Source organism: Variovorax ginsengisoli (genome assembly GCF_030486595.1).
Taxonomy (GTDB): domain Bacteria; phylum Pseudomonadota; class Gammaproteobacteria; order Burkholderiales; family Burkholderiaceae_C; genus Variovorax; species Variovorax ginsengisoli_B.
In genome coordinates this window covers 85186-100481 of record NZ_JAUJZH010000029.1, presented here as the reverse complement: position 1 = coordinate 100481, position 15296 = coordinate 85186, and the positions used below count along the sequence as shown (strand labels likewise).

At 62.3% G+C, this 15296-nt stretch carries 14 protein-coding genes and 4 pseudogenes; 13 read left to right on the top strand and 5 right to left on the bottom strand.

What is annotated here, in order from left to right:
* Nucleotides 1–112: 112 nt before the first annotated feature.
* A pseudogene (locus QZH52_RS30520) lies at nt 113–265 on the top strand (IS3 family transposase); the annotation flags it as partial.
* Between the two features lie 59 nt (nt 266–324).
* On the opposite strand, the gene QZH52_RS30515 reads toward QZH52_RS30520, so the two are convergent.
* A complete protein-coding gene (locus tag QZH52_RS30515; RefSeq protein ID WP_301814724.1) occupies nt 325–1071 on the bottom strand; it encodes a TetR/AcrR family transcriptional regulator in 747 nt (248 codons plus the stop codon).
* Nucleotides 1072–1201: 130 nt separating this feature from the next.
* Here QZH52_RS30515 and QZH52_RS30510 point away from each other — a divergent pair, with 130 nt between their 5' ends.
* From QZH52_RS30510 to QZH52_RS30495, 4 genes and pseudogenes are all read left to right on the top strand, one after another.
* A complete protein-coding gene (locus tag QZH52_RS30510; protein WP_301814723.1) occupies nt 1202–1960 on the top strand; it encodes an enoyl-CoA hydratase/isomerase family protein in 759 nt (252 codons plus the stop codon).
* Between the two features lies 1 nt (nt 1961).
* Nucleotides 1962–3194: a CaiB/BaiF CoA transferase family protein gene (locus tag QZH52_RS30505; protein ID WP_301814722.1), complete on the top strand. Its 1233-nt coding sequence runs from the start codon at nt 1962–1964 to the stop codon at nt 3192–3194.
* A 14-nt stretch (nt 3195–3208) separates the two neighbouring features.
* Nucleotides 3209–4483, top strand: a pseudogene (gene fahA / locus QZH52_RS30500) (fumarylacetoacetase).
* Between the two features lie 46 nt (nt 4484–4529).
* Nucleotides 4530–5534 carry a tripartite tricarboxylate transporter substrate binding protein gene (locus QZH52_RS30495; protein WP_301814721.1) on the top strand — a complete coding sequence of 335 codons (1005 nt, stop codon included), beginning with the start codon at nt 4530–4532 and terminating at the stop codon, nt 5532–5534.
* 633 nt (nt 5535–6167) lie between these two features.
* On the opposite strand, the gene QZH52_RS30490 is transcribed toward QZH52_RS30495, so the two are convergent.
* The 3 genes and pseudogenes from QZH52_RS30490 to QZH52_RS30480 form a co-directional block, all read right to left on the bottom strand.
* Nucleotides 6168–7175, bottom strand: coding sequence for an aldo/keto reductase (locus tag QZH52_RS30490; RefSeq protein ID WP_301814720.1), 1008 nt, complete (start codon nt 7173–7175; stop codon nt 6168–6170).
* Nucleotides 7176–7321: 146 nt separating this feature from the next.
* Nucleotides 7322–8507 (bottom strand): annotated as a pseudogene (locus tag QZH52_RS30485) (thiolase family protein).
* Complete coding sequence (locus QZH52_RS30480; protein WP_301814719.1) at nt 8494–9054, bottom strand: PaaI family thioesterase; 561 nt, start codon at nt 9052–9054, stop codon at nt 8494–8496. Before QZH52_RS30480 ends, QZH52_RS30485 begins: the two are co-directional and overlap by 14 nt.
* Before the next feature lie 59 nt (nt 9055–9113).
* Here QZH52_RS30480 and QZH52_RS30475 point away from each other — a divergent pair, with 59 nt between their 5' ends.
* Nucleotides 9114–9569: a MarR family winged helix-turn-helix transcriptional regulator gene (locus QZH52_RS30475; protein WP_301814717.1), complete on the top strand. Its 456-nt coding sequence runs from the start codon at nt 9114–9116 to the stop codon at nt 9567–9569.
* 336 nt (nt 9570–9905) lie between these two features.
* Here QZH52_RS30475 and QZH52_RS30470 read toward each other — a convergent pair whose 3' ends face one another.
* Complete coding sequence (locus tag QZH52_RS30470; RefSeq protein ID WP_301814734.1) at nt 9906–10481, bottom strand: TetR/AcrR family transcriptional regulator; 576 nt, start codon at nt 10479–10481, stop codon at nt 9906–9908.
* 137 nt (nt 10482–10618) lie between these two features.
* Here QZH52_RS30470 and QZH52_RS30465 point away from each other — a divergent pair, with 137 nt between their 5' ends.
* From QZH52_RS30465 to acuI, 7 genes and pseudogenes are all read left to right on the top strand, one after another.
* Nucleotides 10619–11464 (top strand): alpha/beta hydrolase, encoded by an 846-nt coding sequence (locus QZH52_RS30465; protein ID WP_301814716.1) that lies wholly within the window; start codon nt 10619–10621, stop codon nt 11462–11464.
* 58 nt (nt 11465–11522) lie between these two features.
* Nucleotides 11523–11759 (top strand): hypothetical protein, encoded by a 237-nt coding sequence (locus tag QZH52_RS38895; protein ID WP_436411650.1) that lies wholly within the window; start codon nt 11523–11525, stop codon nt 11757–11759.
* Nucleotides 11760–11846: 87 nt separating this feature from the next.
* Nucleotides 11847–12635, top strand: coding sequence for an SDR family NAD(P)-dependent oxidoreductase (locus tag QZH52_RS30455; protein ID WP_301814714.1), 789 nt, complete (start codon nt 11847–11849; stop codon nt 12633–12635).
* Between the two features lie 44 nt (nt 12636–12679).
* Nucleotides 12680–13655 (top strand): annotated as a pseudogene (locus QZH52_RS30450) (MDR family oxidoreductase).
* A gap of 121 nt (nt 13656–13776) precedes the next feature.
* Nucleotides 13777–14001 carry a putative quinol monooxygenase gene (locus QZH52_RS30445; RefSeq protein ID WP_301814732.1) on the top strand — a complete coding sequence of 75 codons (225 nt, stop codon included), beginning with the start codon at nt 13777–13779 and terminating at the stop codon, nt 13999–14001.
* Nucleotides 14002–14063: 62 nt separating this feature from the next.
* Nucleotides 14064–14228 carry a hypothetical protein gene (locus QZH52_RS30440; protein WP_301814713.1) on the top strand — a complete coding sequence of 55 codons (165 nt, stop codon included), beginning with the start codon at nt 14064–14066 and terminating at the stop codon, nt 14226–14228.
* 59 nt (nt 14229–14287) lie between these two features.
* On the top strand, nt 14288–15274 hold the full coding sequence (gene acuI, locus QZH52_RS30435; RefSeq protein WP_301814712.1) for an acrylyl-CoA reductase (NADPH): 987 nt from the start codon (nt 14288–14290) through the stop codon (nt 15272–15274).
* Nucleotides 15275–15296: the final 22 nt, after the last annotated feature.

Genomic DNA, 15296 nt, shown 5'->3' with positions numbered 1-15296 from the left:
TGAACAACAGGCCGCGCAAAACACTGGGCTGGAAGACACCGGCTGAGACCTTGAACGAGTATCTAAAATCCGTTCGACAACCCGGTGTTGCGACGACCGGTTGAATCCGCCAACCAAGGAATCCGTGGAACTGGCCACGCTGGAATGGGTGTCATGGTTCAACCACCACCGACTGCTCGAGCCCATCGGCTACATCCCGCCTGCAGAAGCTGAGGCAAACTACTATCGGCAACTCGCCAGTCAAGCCACTGCGGTGGTGGCCTGACTTAAACCAACCGGCCTCCACGAAAACCGGGGCGATTCAACTTCGTCAACGAGTCGACGTCAAAGGGCCTTGAGACCGCGCTTACCCACGTGCGACACCGGAGGTCCCTTCAACCGCTTGGGCCCTGCGACCACAGCGGATAGAAAGAGATCGATCGAGAGTTCGATCATCTGCTGCTTGTCAAGACCGCTGTCCGTTCTCGGAGTGCGGCCCGCCAGTATGAGCGCCGCAACACCGTGTTCCGTAGACCAAGCTGCGTGCGAAAGATATTGCAATTGGCCCTTGGCCCAGCCGCTCTCGAGCGCCAATTCGAAGATCGAATCTGAAAAGTAGGAGTACGACACATTGCTCACTGCCTCGACATCACCTCGGACAAACTCTTGTAGTAGTCGCGGCCCCGTCATCAGATCGAACAAGCCGGCGTGCAACTCCGCGTAGCGCACGTAGCTCAGCATCATTTCACGGGCCTTGGCCAGCGCGTCAAGATTCATTGCCGAGATCTTCACGCGTTGCTCAGCCAACTCCTTGAATCCGCTGGACGCGATGGCAGCCAGCAATTCTTCCTTTCCCTTGAAGTGGCGCGATGGCGCTGCTTCAGACACTCCGAGTCGTCGCGCCAGCGCGCGCAGGCTCAGTTCGCTCGCACCGTTTTCCTCGAACATCTTGCGCCCCTCCTCGACGAGCGCGTTGCGCAGGCCGCCGCGCTCGTAGGCGGGCTCGCTGAGTTGCGGGGGCAGCGCACGGGGCGTTTTGGAGCCAACGCGGGGAGTCGCTCGTGGGGGTGTTCTGGGCAGCTTGATGGACATGGCGATACGGTTTTCAACGTGATCGATCTTACAAGCGATATCTTTCGGTGCCTTCTTCAGAGCTAGGTGTTAACACCGATAACAAGAATCTGTTAACATCGTTAGCATTGCTTCCATACAAGGAGAAAGCATGAGCCCAGTTGCATATGAAAAGGATGGCGCCGTCGGCATCGTCACCCTGGCGAAGCCACCCCACAACCTGATTGACAACGCGATGCTGCAGGCGCTTGCGGCTGCGTACGAACAAGCCGTCGGCGAAGGCTGTCGCGCCATCCTGCTGCGCAGTTCAATGCGCCACTTCTGCGCGGGTGCCGACCTCAACCTGCTTCCTGTTGAACGCTGGAGTCAGAGCGAGCTCGCTCGCCTCTGGGCCTTGTTGGAAGACGTGCCTGTGCCTACCGTCGCAGCGGTCCATGGCGCCGCGCTTGGCGGTGGCTTCGAACTGGCGTTGATGTGCGACATGATCGTTGCAGCGGACACCGCGACCTTCGGAATGGCGGAAGCCTCACTCGGCCTGTTGCCACTGCTCGGCGGCGTTCAGCGTGTGGTGCAACGCGCCGGCGTGGCTCGCGCCAAAGAGATGGCGATGTTCGCGCGCCGCCACGATGCGCGTTCGCTGGAACGTTGGGGCGTGATCAATCTCGTCGCGGCGGAGGCCGAGCTGGCTGCCGCGTCGCTCTCGTGGGCACGACAACTGGCAGCGGGTGCCACGGTGGCGTTCCGCAGCATCAAGACGGTGGCGAATCTGGCGGCACGCGGGGGTATCGCAGCAGGCGATGCACGACAGGAGGAAGCCAACACGGTGATGTGGAACAGCCGCGACCAGAAGAGGGGCCTGGATGCCTTCGCCGCGACAGGGCCGGGCTCCGCAGTCTTCGAGGGGAACTGAGATGAGCGCCGCCCCACTCGAAGGCCTGCGCGTGGTCGACTTCACGCGCGTGCTGTCCGGACCGAGTTGCACTAAGACGCTGCGCGACTTGGGCGCCGAAGTGACCAAGATCGAGCCACCCGCCGGTGATCTGGGCCGCGCAGGTGTACCGCATGTCGGAACGATGTCGATGTACTACGCGCAGCAGAACGCCGGCAAGCGCAACATCAGCCTGGACCTCAATTGGCCTGAGGCGCGCGAAATCGTCGGGGACATGTGCCGTAGTGCCGACGTCATCGTCGAGAACTTTCGCCCGGGGACGCTGGCACGCTTCGGCTTTGCCTACGACGACGTGGTGAAAATCAATCCAAAAATCGTCTACGTTTCGATCAGCGGGTACGGGCAGACGGGACCTTGGCGCAATCGACCGGCATTCGCACCGACAGTCCACGCCGAGACCGGACTCACAGACATTCTGCAGAAACATTACGAAGGCGCGATGGTCGAACCGCGCAATGATGCCTGCAGCCATGCTGACGTGTACACCGGACTGCAAGGCGTCATCGCCGTGCTGGCCGCCCTTCGGCATCGCGAGCGCACCGGTGAAGGCCAGTACGTGGATGTGTGCATGGCCGCCACGATGCTCTCCGTCAACGAACGCGCCGGCGCCCTGTTGACAGGTCTGGATGTCAAGGACGAGCCCTACGCATTGAGCGCAAATGAGTCGCCCCTGTTCGAGCTGCCAGATGGGCGAAAGCTGACCATCGCTTCGAGCCCAGTGGCTTCACCGATGTTTCTCAAGTACTGCTCGATGATGCGTCGGACCGATCTCTTCACGGACCCGCGATTCGCATCAGCGACCCTGCGCAAGGCAAACCTTGAGAGCCTGATGGCCGAGGTCAAGGCGTGGATCCTGACTTTCACCGATCTGGATCTGCTGCAGGCGCAAGTGAGCGAGGCAGGCCTTGCGATCGGCATCGTGCGCAGCACGCAGGATCTGGCTGAATCGGAGTGGGCCAAGGACTGGGGAGCGATCGTCAAAGTGGACGATCGCGACGGCGGCACGGTGCGCATGCCTGGCCCGCCCTGGCGCTTTGGAAGCTCCGAGTTGCCGGCACCTGGCGTGCCCTACTTCCAAGGAGAGAGCAACAGTGTGGTCCTGGGCGAACTCGGGCTCACGGAGGAACGCATCGAGGCGCTTCGCACGCAAGGGGTACTGCGCAGCCGCCGCAGTCTCAGCGGTGCGTTCGACTGAGGGTGAGGCGAGCCATGCGCGAAATAGACCTTACCCACGACGCCTCGGCCACAAGCTGGATACTGAGCGCGAATTCGGACGACACCGACTTTCCGATTCAGAATCTGCCCTTTGGCGCCTTCCGGCGATCGGGCAGCGATGAGCCCTTGCGCGGGGGGCGTCGCTATCGGCGACCAAGTGCTGAATTTGGCGACGCTGAGCCAAGCAGCGGACCCGGACGGCCTCGATGGCATCTCACTGCAGGCGGCAAAGGCATGTGCGGCCCCGGCACTCAACGACTTCTTGGCGATGGGACCGGCCGCGTGGCGCGCGCTGCGCCACGCGCTCTTCCGAATGCTCCGGCAAGACGGCGCGAACGACATCGACGCGTCGGCGACTACACGGACTTCTATACCTCCATTCACCACACCCGCGCCATCAGCGCCCTGCTCGAACCCAAGGGAGATCTTCCCAGAAACTTCCAGTGGGTGCCCACCGCATACCACGGTCGTGTTTCCTCGATCGGTGTCGCAGGCCAGACCTTCCGGCGTCCGCGTGGGCAAGCACTCCGGGGCGGTGGAGCCCCTCCGGAGTACGGGCCGTGCCAGCGACTCGACTACGAGCTCGAACTCGGTTTGTATATCGGGGTCGGCAATGCACCCGGCGAACGGATCCCGCTGTCTTCCGCGGAAGACCACGCCTTTGGCATCTGCCTGCTCAACGACTGGTCGGCACGCGACATCCAGGCGTGGGAGATGACGCCGCTCGGGCCCTTCCATGCCAAGAACTTCGCCACTACAGTGTCTCCCTGGATCGTCACCCTGGATGCGCTTGCCCCCTATCGACAACCCTGGACGCGTCCTCCTTCGGATCCTCAGCCGCTGCCCTATCTGGAAGATGACGGGAATCGGGCGGCTGGCGCGCTGGACATCAGATTGGAAGTCCTGATCGAGACTGATCGAATGCGCTCCGGCAAACTGCCGCCCCAGACCCTGTCGCACACGACGTTTGCGCACCACTACTGGTCGATGGGTCAGATGATTGAAAATCACACGGCGGGCGGCTGCAACCTGCAGGCCGGTGACCTGCCGGGTAGCGGCACGATCTCGGGCCCGAGCCGGGCGGAGGCCGGCGCGTTGATGGAACTGGCGCTGGCCGGCCAGATGCCGGTCCAATTGAGCAATGGCGAAAGCCGCAGCTTTCTGGAGGATGGAGATTCGGTCATCTTCCGCGGCTGGTGCGACCGCCAAGGCTTCCGGCGCATCGGCTTCGGCATCAACCATGGCCGGGTGCTTCCGGCCCAGTCGTAGCGACGTCGCTCGCTCCGCCTTCTTGAGAACACCACAAAGGACAACCATGAAGCTCGTTTGCACATCTCGCCGGCGCTACCTGGCCGCCTGCATCGTTGCGGCCGCAGCGCTGCCATTCGTCACACTCGTTCATGCGCAGCTTCCCTCGTCATCCCGACCCCTCGTGATGCGCGTTGCCTACCCGGCCGGCGGGCCTGCCGATGTGGCGGCGCGCAAGATCCAGTTGCCTCTGCAGGCCGCACTCGGAAAGCCGGTCATCATCGAGAACCTGCCCGGTGCCGGCGGCTCGATCGCAGCAAACAATGTGCTGCACGCTACGCCCGACGGACAAACGCTGCTCGTGACGACGGGGAACGACATGATCCTGTCACCGCTTGCCTTGGCACAGGTAAAGTACAAGCCCGAGCAGTACCGCCTGCTTGCCACCATTTTGCCGACCGACTTTACGCTGGTCACGAGCGCCAACCATGCGTTCCCCAGTGTCGACGCCCTCATCGAGCGGGCTCGCAGGAGCGACCAGAAGGAACTCACCATCGGGAGCTGGGGGTATGGCTCGGCACCCTACCTGGTGGGGGCGGATTTCAGTGCATCGACGAACGCACGCGTCATGGATGTTCCTTACAAGGGCGCGGCACCCGTGATCCAAGCGCTGCTGAGTCGTGAGATCGATCTGGCCTTCGTGCCGCTGGCGCCCAACGTGCTGGAACTCATCCGTACCGGCAAGATAAATGCGATCGGTGTCGCGAACACCAAGCGCAATCCCTATCTACCTCAGTTGCCGACGCTGAGCGAAGGCAAATACCTGAAGAATTTCGTCTACAGCGCGTGGGCTGCCGTCTTCGTGCCCGCGTCCGCGCCCGAGCCGGTCGTCGCCGCGCTGCACAAGAACCTGGCGGAAATCACCGGCAGCAGCGATTTCCAGGGCTTTCTCAAGGACTCGGCCGCATTGCCCGTGGAGCCGATGACGCCGGCGCAGTCCGCCGCGTTCTACCAGGCCGAAATCGACAAGTTCCGGCGCATCGCGAAGGCCGTGAAGCTCGAGCCGCAATGACATGTCCGTCACCGACCTGCGCGCGACCGAACCGGAAGCGGATGAACACACTCCCAGCTATCGGTTGAACGCATGAATGACGACTCAGCCGAAATGATCGAGGTGACGCCCATGGACGAGTCTGTGATTGTCGGGGGCTGCCACGGACTTTTCTTCATTCCTGGAGATCAGATGACAGATTATTACCGGGCACATGGTTTGGTCGCTGTGGTCGGTCTCCTATGCCTGCTTTTGGCGCTTACGTCTCTGCCATAGCGCTGATTATGAAGCGTTTCGACCAAGTTATTCCAGCAATAGCGCACGGACTCGTACACCCCGCAGCGTGAAAGAAGTACGACGTGTGGCTGCCGGCAGAGGCCGGCGAGGTCCAACAGATCCCCTGCTCACGCCGAGAGTAAGACGTAGACCCGCGTCCAGCCGTTTGATCTTCGCGCGATTGCGGCAACGTTTGACCTCGATCCACAGGTCCCGCAAGGGGTTGCACGAGTTCGCGCTGGCGCGGGAATCAATTGCCAAGACTCTCGTTGTGGATGTCCTCCACCTGACGATCGAGGCGGGTCAGTAAACACATCTGCGCCTGGACGACGTCGAGTGGTCATCGTCCCCTCGCCCGCCAAAAACTGGGTTCGCAGCTCAGGCCACAACGCGAGCTGGAACGCCGACTGCCCAAGGAACGGGCGTCCTTGCTGGCGCCGACGGCACCAGGCTGCTCGCGGTGTCCAAGCGGCTGATCTGTTCGGCAGAGAGCTCCAGTGTCAAAGCGCCGAGGTTCTCTGTGAGATGGGTCAAGGAGCGTGGTCCGATGATCGGAACCGCACCGTGTGTGCCCGCCCATGCAATGGCAACCTGCCCTGCGCTGGCGCCGACCTCGCCGGCGATGGCGAGGAGGGTATCGAGTACTTGCGTGCGCTGCGCCGAATTCTCCGGCCGGAATACTTTGCCACCGAGGCCTTCGGCACGTCCCGTCTCGCCCTGCCTGTACTTTCCGGTGAGCATGCCGCCACCCTGGGGCGACCAAGTCACAACGCCGAGCCCCAGAGCGTGTGATGCGGCAAACAGATCGGCCTCGGGCTCGCGATGGACCAGGCTGTGCTCGAACTGTGCAGCCGCAATGGGGACGGCATGGGTGAGTTCGGCCATAGTGACCGCGCGAGCCAGTCGCCAGGCGGAGAAGTTCGAAAGTCCCCCATAAAGAATCTTGCCCGCGCGTGCCAAGTCCTCGAAGCCACGGATGATTTCTTCGATGGGCGTGATTCCATCGGGGTGATGTGCCCAGTAAATGTCGATCCGATCGGTCTTGAGCCGCTTCAGGCTTGCCTCCACAGATGAGACCATGGCCTTGCGGCTGTTGCCGGTGACCAGTCGATTGGCGTTGGGCACAGCGCCGTTGGTGAACTTGGTGGCGAGTACGAAATCTTCGCGCCGCCCTTCCAGCAAGGTGCCGAGCAGTTCCTCGGATTGACCGAATTGGTAGACATCTGCCGAGTCGATGAAGTTGCCGCCAGCCTCGGCATAGGCGTTGAAGATGGCCTTGCTGGCGTCAGGAGCAGCTCCATGGCCCCAGCCCGTACCAAAGTTGCCGGTACCGAGTGCCACCTGCGAAACCCGCAGTCCGGTCTTGCCAAAGGGTGTGTATTTCATGCCGTGCTCCGTTGAGTGAATCGGGATAGTGTTGTCAAACTTCTCTGGTCGCGCGCAATCGGTGCGGTCACTTCATGCCGTGGAACAACGAGGTTGGCCGGCTACGGGGGCATGCAGGTGAAGGGGATGCATTGCTGTCTGCCTCTTCAGAGCGCCTCGAGCGCGAGCGCGATGCTCTGTCCACCGCCAATGCAAAGCGTCACAATGCCCCGTTTGAATCCGTCGCGCCGCATCGAATGCAGCATGCGCGCGGTCAGCACAGCGCCCGTGGCTCCGATGGCATGGCCGTGGGCGATCGAGCCGCCCCTCGACGTTGACGATGTCTTCGGGGAGTTCGAGTTGCCGCAGGCAGGCCAGCGCGATCGCGGCAAACGCCTCGTTGATCTCGATTCGATCAATGTCCGTGTGTTTCCAATTGGCACGTTCAACGGCCAGCTTGACCGCCGGCACCGGTCCGATGCCGAACATGCCTGGTTCGACGGCCGCGACGCCATGGGAAACCAGCCGAGCCCAAGGCTGAAGCCCATGTCGTTCCGCGAAGCTACGCTCCGCGACGATCACCGCTGCCGCGCCGCTGTTGAGCTCGGGTGCATTGCCCGCAGTGATGGTGCCGTCCTTGCGAAATGCCGGCTTGAGTTTGGACAGCGTTTCAAGCGTCGTGTCAGGCCGATTGGCTTCGTCCCTTGCAAAGCTCACCGAACCTTTGCGACTGACGAGTTCGATTGGAACGATTTCCTCGACGAACTTGCCCGCGGCCTGCGCGGCACTGAAGCGCTGTTGCGAGCGCGCGGCCCAGCGATCTTGGTCCTCGCGTGTGATGCCGTATTGGCTGACCAAATCTTCGGTATGCCAGCCCGAGTGCTGGCCACTGAACGCATCGTTGAGGCCATCCCGAAGCAGGCTGTCGAGCATCAACGCGTCACCCATACGGTTGCCCCAACGCCCGCCAGGCGCCAGATAGGGCGCCTGGTCCATGTTCTCCATGCCACCGGCAATCGCCACCTGAGCGTACCCCGCCGCAATCTCGAGCGCGGCACTTGCGATCGCCTGAGCACCCGAGCCACACACTCGGTTCACCGTCAGGGCGGGTACCTGCACGGGCAGGCCACCGCGGATGGCGGCTTGCCGCGCCGGGTTCATTTTTGTGCCGGCCTGAATCACGTTCCCCATGACGGCCGTATCGATGATGTCGGCGGTCAGGCCCGAGCGTCGCAGCGTCTCGCGGATCACGGCAGCGCCCAAGTCAGGCGCCGGTGTGTCCCTCAGCGTACCGCCATAGGTGCCAATCGCTGTGCGCACTGGAAAGCAAAGAACGAATTCATGCTTGGCCATGGGATTCTCCGGAGACGGTTGCAGAGTGGTCGAAAATCAAGCACGTCGTGGTCGCGTGCGCATACAGCTTGCCGTCCGGACCGACGATGCGGCCCTCGGCCGTTGCGACCTGACGCCCGGCGTGGATCACCTTGCCTTCGGCGCGGACAAGGGGGACTTGGTCATTCAGAGGTCGCACCATGTTCACTTTCAGTTCCAATGTGGTGAAGCCCTTGCCGGCGGGCAACGTCGAATGCACCGCGCAACCCAAGGCTGAGTCGAGCAGGGTTGCGAACCAGCCCCCGTGCACGGTTCCCAAGGGGTTGTAGTGCCGGCGCTGTGGCCGTCCCTGGAAGACTGCAGCACCCGGCTCCATGTAGATCGGCACGAAGTCGAGCGTGTCACCAATCGGTGGAGGTGGCAGATCCCCAGCAAAGATCGCCTCGAACATTTCCATGCCCGAGCGACCAAAGACCTGCCCTTTGGCCTCAGCCCCGGGTGCACTGAACCGCGCGCGGACCCGTGTTTCGTCTGCTTCCCAACGCGCCACGACCTGATCGACTTCCATCGCGCCTTCCTTTCCCAATTTCGATTGTATATGCAAGTCTTGCAGATACAATATATCATATGAAGAATGCCACCAAGCCTCAGGGATGCACCAACCTTGATCTTCGCCAGTTCACTCGCATGGTGACGCGGCACTATGATCACCATGTCGCCGCGACGGGGCTCAAGAACACGCAGTACGCCCTGCTGTCGCATGTCGTCAGGCTCGGCCCCATCCAGCCAGGCGATCTGGCTAGGCGCATGCAGATGGATGCCTCAACTTTGACGCGCAACCTGCAGCCGCTGGCTGTCCAGGGGCTGCTGGAAGTGGGCTCGGGCAAGGACGCACGCAGCCGTCTGGTCGAAGCGACAGAGGCGGGGCTTACGAAACGAGCTGAGGGGCAGCATGCCTGGAAGTTAGCTCAGGCGTCACTCAACGAGCGGTTGGGAATTGAGCGCGTCGCCGCGTTGCACGATCTGCTCGATGCATGCATCGAATGTCTCGATGACAACGTTGATGGTGAAACGGAGAACTGAGCGTGCCGGCCTGAGACCGCTCGGGTCCTTTCTCCGGCTCCGCTACACGACGTCTTTCCAGAAGGGCTCACGTCCTCTGGGGAATTTCCTCAACCTTTGAATCCGAATCGGCCATTGCAGGTTTAATCGCATGACTCAGGCCCAGTTGGCTTGGCTGGCGGGCAACATTCGGATTCGTGGCTGTGCTGGCCGTCTTGCTCGCCGTTCACTACATTGCCAGATTGGGAGAGACGCATGGTCCCGACAAACGCTCCCCTTTGGCCATCTCGGCAATATCAAGCACCTATCTGCAACTCCTTGTGGACGCTACCGGAAAGCCGCCTCCGCGCTCGCGGCTCAGTCGGAGGAAGCCAGTGACGCGCGAATTTCAGCGCGACATACCTCCAGTATTTCGTCCGCCAAAGGCGACTCGTCCGGACACGCGCGCGACAACACGACCGCACCGACCGCGTGGGCCAATATGTCGATTGCCTTGGCCCGTGCTTCGCGCTTATCTACCACGCCGAACACGCTGCCTTCCCGTTCAAGGCCTGCCAGCAGCTCGTCGATGCCTGCGGCAAATGTGGCCTTGATGGTCTCAGACTGACGTGCGGCATCGCCACTGAGTGCGGCCATCGTGCAACCGTCACTTCGAGCATCGCGGTGCCAGCGAGAGACGTAGTACTCGACGAAGTCTTTGATCCCAACGCCCTCGGTTTTTGCAGCGGTCTGCGTGAACCCGCAGGTCGCGGCTTCCGCCATTAAGTCGGCTTTGGACTTGAAGTGCTTGTAGAACCCGCCATGGGTGAATCCGGCTGCAGCCATCAAATCCGCGATTCCCACCCCATCGTAGCCCCGCTCGCGAAACAGCGTGGAGGCGATCTCAACGATGTGCGCATGGTTCGCCTGCGCCTGTGCTTTGGTGACCTTCATGTTCGGAAATCTCTTCGTGTATGCCAGCAGCGAACTCGTTACTGTACATTGATGTTGCGCATCATCAAAGCCCTTGACAGCAAAGATGATGATTGACATCATTGTGTGGACTTACCACTCTAGCAAGAACTCTGACCATGAGCGACGCCCACCAGACCGCCCCCACCCGCTTCATCGAAGTCGAAGGCGACCGATTCGCCTATCGCCGCTGGGGCAACACCGATTCCGGGCAACCACCGCTGTTCTTCTTCCAGCACTTCCGCGGGGGCCTGGACCATTGGGATCCCCTGATGACCGACGGACTGGCACAAGGCCGCGAAGTCATCCTCTACAACTATCGAGGCTGCGCCTCATCGTCTGGCGCCCCACGCAACAAGATCGAAGACAAGGCGGACGACGCCGCCAAAGTGATCCGCGCACTCGGCTTGCCCAAGGTTGATGTCGTGGGCTTCTCGCTCGGCGGCATGGTGGCGCAAGATGTGACCCTCCGCCATCCCGCTCTGGTCCGTAAGCTGATGTTGATCGGCACCCAGCCACGTGGCGGGAATCCCGAGGCCGATCCGAAGATCTTCGAGGTCGCGCCTCGTCCTGTACCGGTTGTCGAGGACTTCCTGTTCCTGTTTTTCGGCCCGTCCGAAGCGGCCAAACAGGCAGGCCGGGATTTCTGGGAACGCCGTCATCAGCGCGCGGACCAGGATCCGCCGAGTTCGGTTGAACTCATGAAGGCCGAGGTCGAAGCGAGCATGGCGTTCTACGCGCCACTCGACGCAGAAAAGCCTTTCGCGCATCTGGCGAGGATCACGCAGCCGACGCTGATCGTCAACGGCACCAACGACGTCATGATCGCCACGATCAATTCCTGGCACATGGTCCAGAACATTCCGGACGCGCAGTTGATCGTCTATCCGGACGCCGGGCACGGCGCGCAGTTCCAGTATCCCGAGCGCTTCCTCAAACACGCGATCCAGTTCTTGGAGGAGTGATGCCGTCGCGCATCCCCTCTTTTCAAGCTGGCTCCATCGTCGATACGACAGACAAGACATGACTGACAAAACACTTTTCGATCCCTACGCCCTGGGCTCACTCACCCTCTCCAACCGATTCGTGATGGCGCCCCTGAAGCGCAATCGTGCCGGCGCAGGCTTGGTGCCCAGCGAGTTCGCCGCCACCTATGGGACCGGCGCGCCGCTCACCGCGCTGAACCCAGCCACGCTCTATGGCGGTGGCGCCGCGGGCTACATCGACTACCCGACGCTCGCTGATTCCAACGCCCAGTAGTCCTTTCAGGGCCGCGCAAAGGCGCGGCCCCAGTCCTCATGTCGCACATCGCGGCGTGGGCTCCCTTTTTGATCAAGAGAAAAACACATGGCCACCCGTTCCACTGTCCTCATCACCGGCGCATCCTCCGGCATCGGTGCCACCTATGCCGAGCGCTTCGCACGCCGCGGCCACGACCTCGTGCTGGTTGCCCGCGACAAGGCGCGGCTGGAGGCGCTCTCCGCTCGCCTGCGTCAGGAAAGCAGCGTCGTTGTCGATGTCCTTCAGGCCGACCTCACCCAATCGAGCGACTTGGCCGCTGTTGAAACCCGCCTGCGCGATGACGCCAAGATCGAGATCCTCATCAACAACGCCGGGGTAGCCCAGTCCGGCGGCTTCACCGAGCAGACCGCCGGCAGCATCGATCGGCTCGTAACACTCAACACAACTGCGCTGACACGGCTCGCCGCCGCCATTGCTCCGCGACTGGTAAAGGCCGGCGAAGGCGCGATCGTCAACATTGGCTCGGTCGTTGGTTTTGCACCAGAGTTCGGCCAGTCCATCTACGGCGCGACTAAAGCTTTCGTGCTGTTCCTTTCCCAGGGACTGAGCCTGGAGCTCTCGCCCAAGGGCATCTACGTGCAGGCCGTACTGCCCGCCGGAACTCGCACCGAGATTTGGGAGCGCGCAGGCATCGATATCAGTGCGAGGACCGATCTGATGGAAGTGGGTGAGCTGGTGGATGCCGCGCTGGTCGGATTCGACCGCCGTGAACTCGTGACCATCCCGCCCCTGCACGACGCCGCGCGCTGGGATGCGCTGGATACCGCGCGGCAAGGCCTGCTCTCGGACCTCCGGCAAGCGCATGCGGCGGAGCGCTATCGGGCAGGGCCCTGACACGCCGCGCGCGCACTTCTTCTGCTGGAACCGGGGCGAAATCCATGACATTCAAGGCACTGCTTGCAACCAAGGAGGACGGAAAAGTGTCCGTCGATCCCGTCGAACTCGATGAGCTGGACCTCATGCCTGGAGACGTCACGATCGCGGTGGACTACTCGACCGTGAACTACAAGGACGGACTGGCCATCACCAATCGCCGGGAGATCATCCAGCGGCTTCCGCTGATCCCCGGCGCCGACCTTGCCGGCATGGTCGAGGCATCGACCCATCCCGGTATCGAGGTCGGCGACAAGGTCGTTGTCAACTGCTGGGGACTGGGTCAGACGCACCACGGCGGCTTCGCCCAGAAAGCGCGCGTACCTGGTGACTGGGTGGTCAGGCTGCCCGAGCCCTTCCTAACCCGGGACGCCGTGGCCCTCGGCACGGGCGGCTATACAGCGATGTTGAGCGTCCTGGCCCTGGAGCACGGCGGCATCACGCCGGACCGGGGCGACATCCTGGTGACCGGCGCCAGCGGCGGCGCGGGATCGGTGGCGATCGCCCTGCTGTCCAAGCTTGGCTATCGAGTGATCGCGTCGACCGGCCGTCTCGAAGAAGCCGATTACCTGCGCGCGCTGGGCGCGGCGGACATCATCGATCGCCGCACCTTGTCCGAACCGGGCGCGCCGATCGCCGCTGAACGCTGGGCCGGCGCCATCGATACGGTCGGCAGCCATACGCTGGTCAACGTGCTGGCGCAGACACGCTACCGCGGCGTGGTGGCGGCCTTCGGCATGGTCCAGGGCATCGACCTGCCTGGATCGGTGCTGCCCTTCATCCTGCGCAACGTGACCCTCGCGGGTCAACGCGCCGCAGGCGGTTCGCGTCGAGGCCTGGACACGGCTCGCCCGCGATCTGGATCTGGACAAGCTGGCCCGCACGGTGCAGGTGATCGGACAGGCCGACGTACCGGCGGTTGCCAGTCAGATCCTCGAAGGCAAGGTCAGGGGGCGCACCGTGGTCGATGTCAACGCGTGAGCGCGGGCATCGCGTCATGCCAAGTCGTTCATCTCAATCAATGGAGAACCTCATGTCTGAGCCATATGCACTGTGTGTCGTCCTGCCCGTGAAACCGGAACATGGCGAGGAGTTCGCGGCCATGGTCCGGGAAAACGTCGCCGGGACGCGCCAGGACAAGGGCGTCATCACCTTCAACTACCACCAGGTGGTCGGAGAGACGACCTGGATCTTGTATGAGATCTGGGAGAGCAAGGCCGATTCCGATGCCCACCAGCAGAAGCCCGATGTCCAGGCGTTCATTGCGAAAGCACCGCAGCTGCTGGCGGGTGAGCCCAAGATTTTCCAACTGGGTCCGTTGATCTAGCGGATGGCAACGCCTGCCCCGGCGATCGCCAGCTGCGTCTTGTCGCCGATCCCCAGGAGCACATGATGGTCAACGAAACCCAAGACAACCCGCAAGCAACGCCGTCGAGTGCGGCGCAGGAAGCGGGCGCGCGCGCCTATGAAGAACGCCGACAAGGTACTCAACGCCTCACGCTGTTGCGATGGCGCGACCCAAAAGACGTTCATCCCGCGCCGAGGCAGGGATGAACACCCCCTCTACATTCAACTATGAATGTATCCCACACCCACCTGACCAGGAGAAGACGATGACGTTCAAAGCACTGCTAGCCAACAAGACGGGCGATACGATTTCGACCAACCTGGTCGACTTCAAGGACGAGGATCTGATGCCCGGCGACGTCACCGTTGCGGTCGAGTACTCGACGGTGAACTACAAGGACGCGATGGCTGTCAGTGGCCGGTCACCGGTTATTCGCCAGTTTCCGCTGGTTCCGGGCATCGACTTTGCGGGTGTCGTCGAGGCGTCGACCTATCCCGGCATCGTGGCCGGCGACCGTGTGCTGGCCAACGGCTGGGGACTGAGCCAGACCCACCACGGCGGCTTCGCCCAGAAGGTGCGGGTGAGCGGCGATTGGCTCGTCAAAATCCCGGCGGTCTTTTCGACCCAGGATGCCATGGCCATCGGCACCGCCGGGTACACCGCCATGCTGTCCGTGTTGGCTCTGGAGCATGGCGGCCTGACGCCCGAGCGCGGCGACATCCTGGTGACTGGCGCCAACGGTGGCGCCGGTTCCATTGCGATCGCACTGCTGTCCAAGCTCGGCTATCGCGTAGTCGCCTCGACCGGACGTCTCGAAGAAGCCGATTACTTGCGCGCACTAGGGGCGGCGGAGCTCATCGATCGCCGAACTTTGTCCGAACTTGGAGCATCGATCTCCAAGGAGCGATGGGCTGGAGCTGTTGATTCGGTGGGAAGCCATACGCTAGCAAACGTCCTGGCACAGACTCAGTATCGCGGCGTGGTAGCGGCCTTCGGCCTCGCGCAGGGCGCGGATCTGCCTGCATCGGTTCTGCCGTTCATCTTGCGTAACGTCACCCTCGCCGGCATCGACTCGGTCAATGCTCCGCAGCAGGTTCGCCTGCAGGCTTGGTCTCGTCTCGCCAGGGACCTTGATCTGGAAAAGCTTGCACGAACGACTCAGGTGGTCGGCCTTGCCCACGTTCCCGAAGTTGCCAACCAGGTACTGGCCGGGAAGGTCCAGGGACGCACTGTCGTCGATGTGAACGCCTGATCGCCAGTTCTGCGTCCACTTC

Bases quoted from the DNA above. Each gene is read 5' to 3' on its own strand.
- QZH52_RS30515 (WP_301814724.1), bottom strand. From the start codon at position 1,071: ATGTCCATCAAGCTGCCCAGAACACCCCCACGAGCGACTCCCCGCGTT.
- QZH52_RS30510 (WP_301814723.1), top strand. From the start codon at position 1,202: ATGAGCCCAGTTGCATATGAAAAGGATGGCGCCGTCGGCATCGTCACC.
- QZH52_RS30505 (WP_301814722.1), top strand. From the start codon at position 1,962: ATGAGCGCCGCCCCACTCGAAGGCCTGCGCGTGGTCGACTTCACGCGC.
- QZH52_RS30495 (WP_301814721.1), top strand. From the start codon at position 4,530: ATGAAGCTCGTTTGCACATCTCGCCGGCGCTACCTGGCCGCCTGCATC.
- QZH52_RS30490 (WP_301814720.1), bottom strand. From the start codon at position 7,175: ATGAAATACACACCCTTTGGCAAGACCGGACTGCGGGTTTCGCAGGTG.
- QZH52_RS30480 (WP_301814719.1), bottom strand. From the start codon at position 9,054: ATGGAAGTCGATCAGGTCGTGGCGCGTTGGGAAGCAGACGAAACACGG.
- QZH52_RS30475 (WP_301814717.1), top strand. From the start codon at position 9,114: ATGAAGAATGCCACCAAGCCTCAGGGATGCACCAACCTTGATCTTCGC.
- QZH52_RS30470 (WP_301814734.1), bottom strand. From the start codon at position 10,481: ATGAAGGTCACCAAAGCACAGGCGCAGGCGAACCATGCGCACATCGTT.
- QZH52_RS30465 (WP_301814716.1), top strand. From the start codon at position 10,619: ATGAGCGACGCCCACCAGACCGCCCCCACCCGCTTCATCGAAGTCGAA.
- QZH52_RS38895 (WP_436411650.1), top strand. From the start codon at position 11,523: ATGACTGACAAAACACTTTTCGATCCCTACGCCCTGGGCTCACTCACC.
- QZH52_RS30455 (WP_301814714.1), top strand. From the start codon at position 11,847: ATGGCCACCCGTTCCACTGTCCTCATCACCGGCGCATCCTCCGGCATC.
- QZH52_RS30445 (WP_301814732.1), top strand. From the start codon at position 13,777: ATGGTCCGGGAAAACGTCGCCGGGACGCGCCAGGACAAGGGCGTCATC.
- QZH52_RS30440 (WP_301814713.1), top strand. From the start codon at position 14,064: ATGATGGTCAACGAAACCCAAGACAACCCGCAAGCAACGCCGTCGAGT.
- acuI (WP_301814712.1), top strand. From the start codon at position 14,288: ATGACGTTCAAAGCACTGCTAGCCAACAAGACGGGCGATACGATTTCG.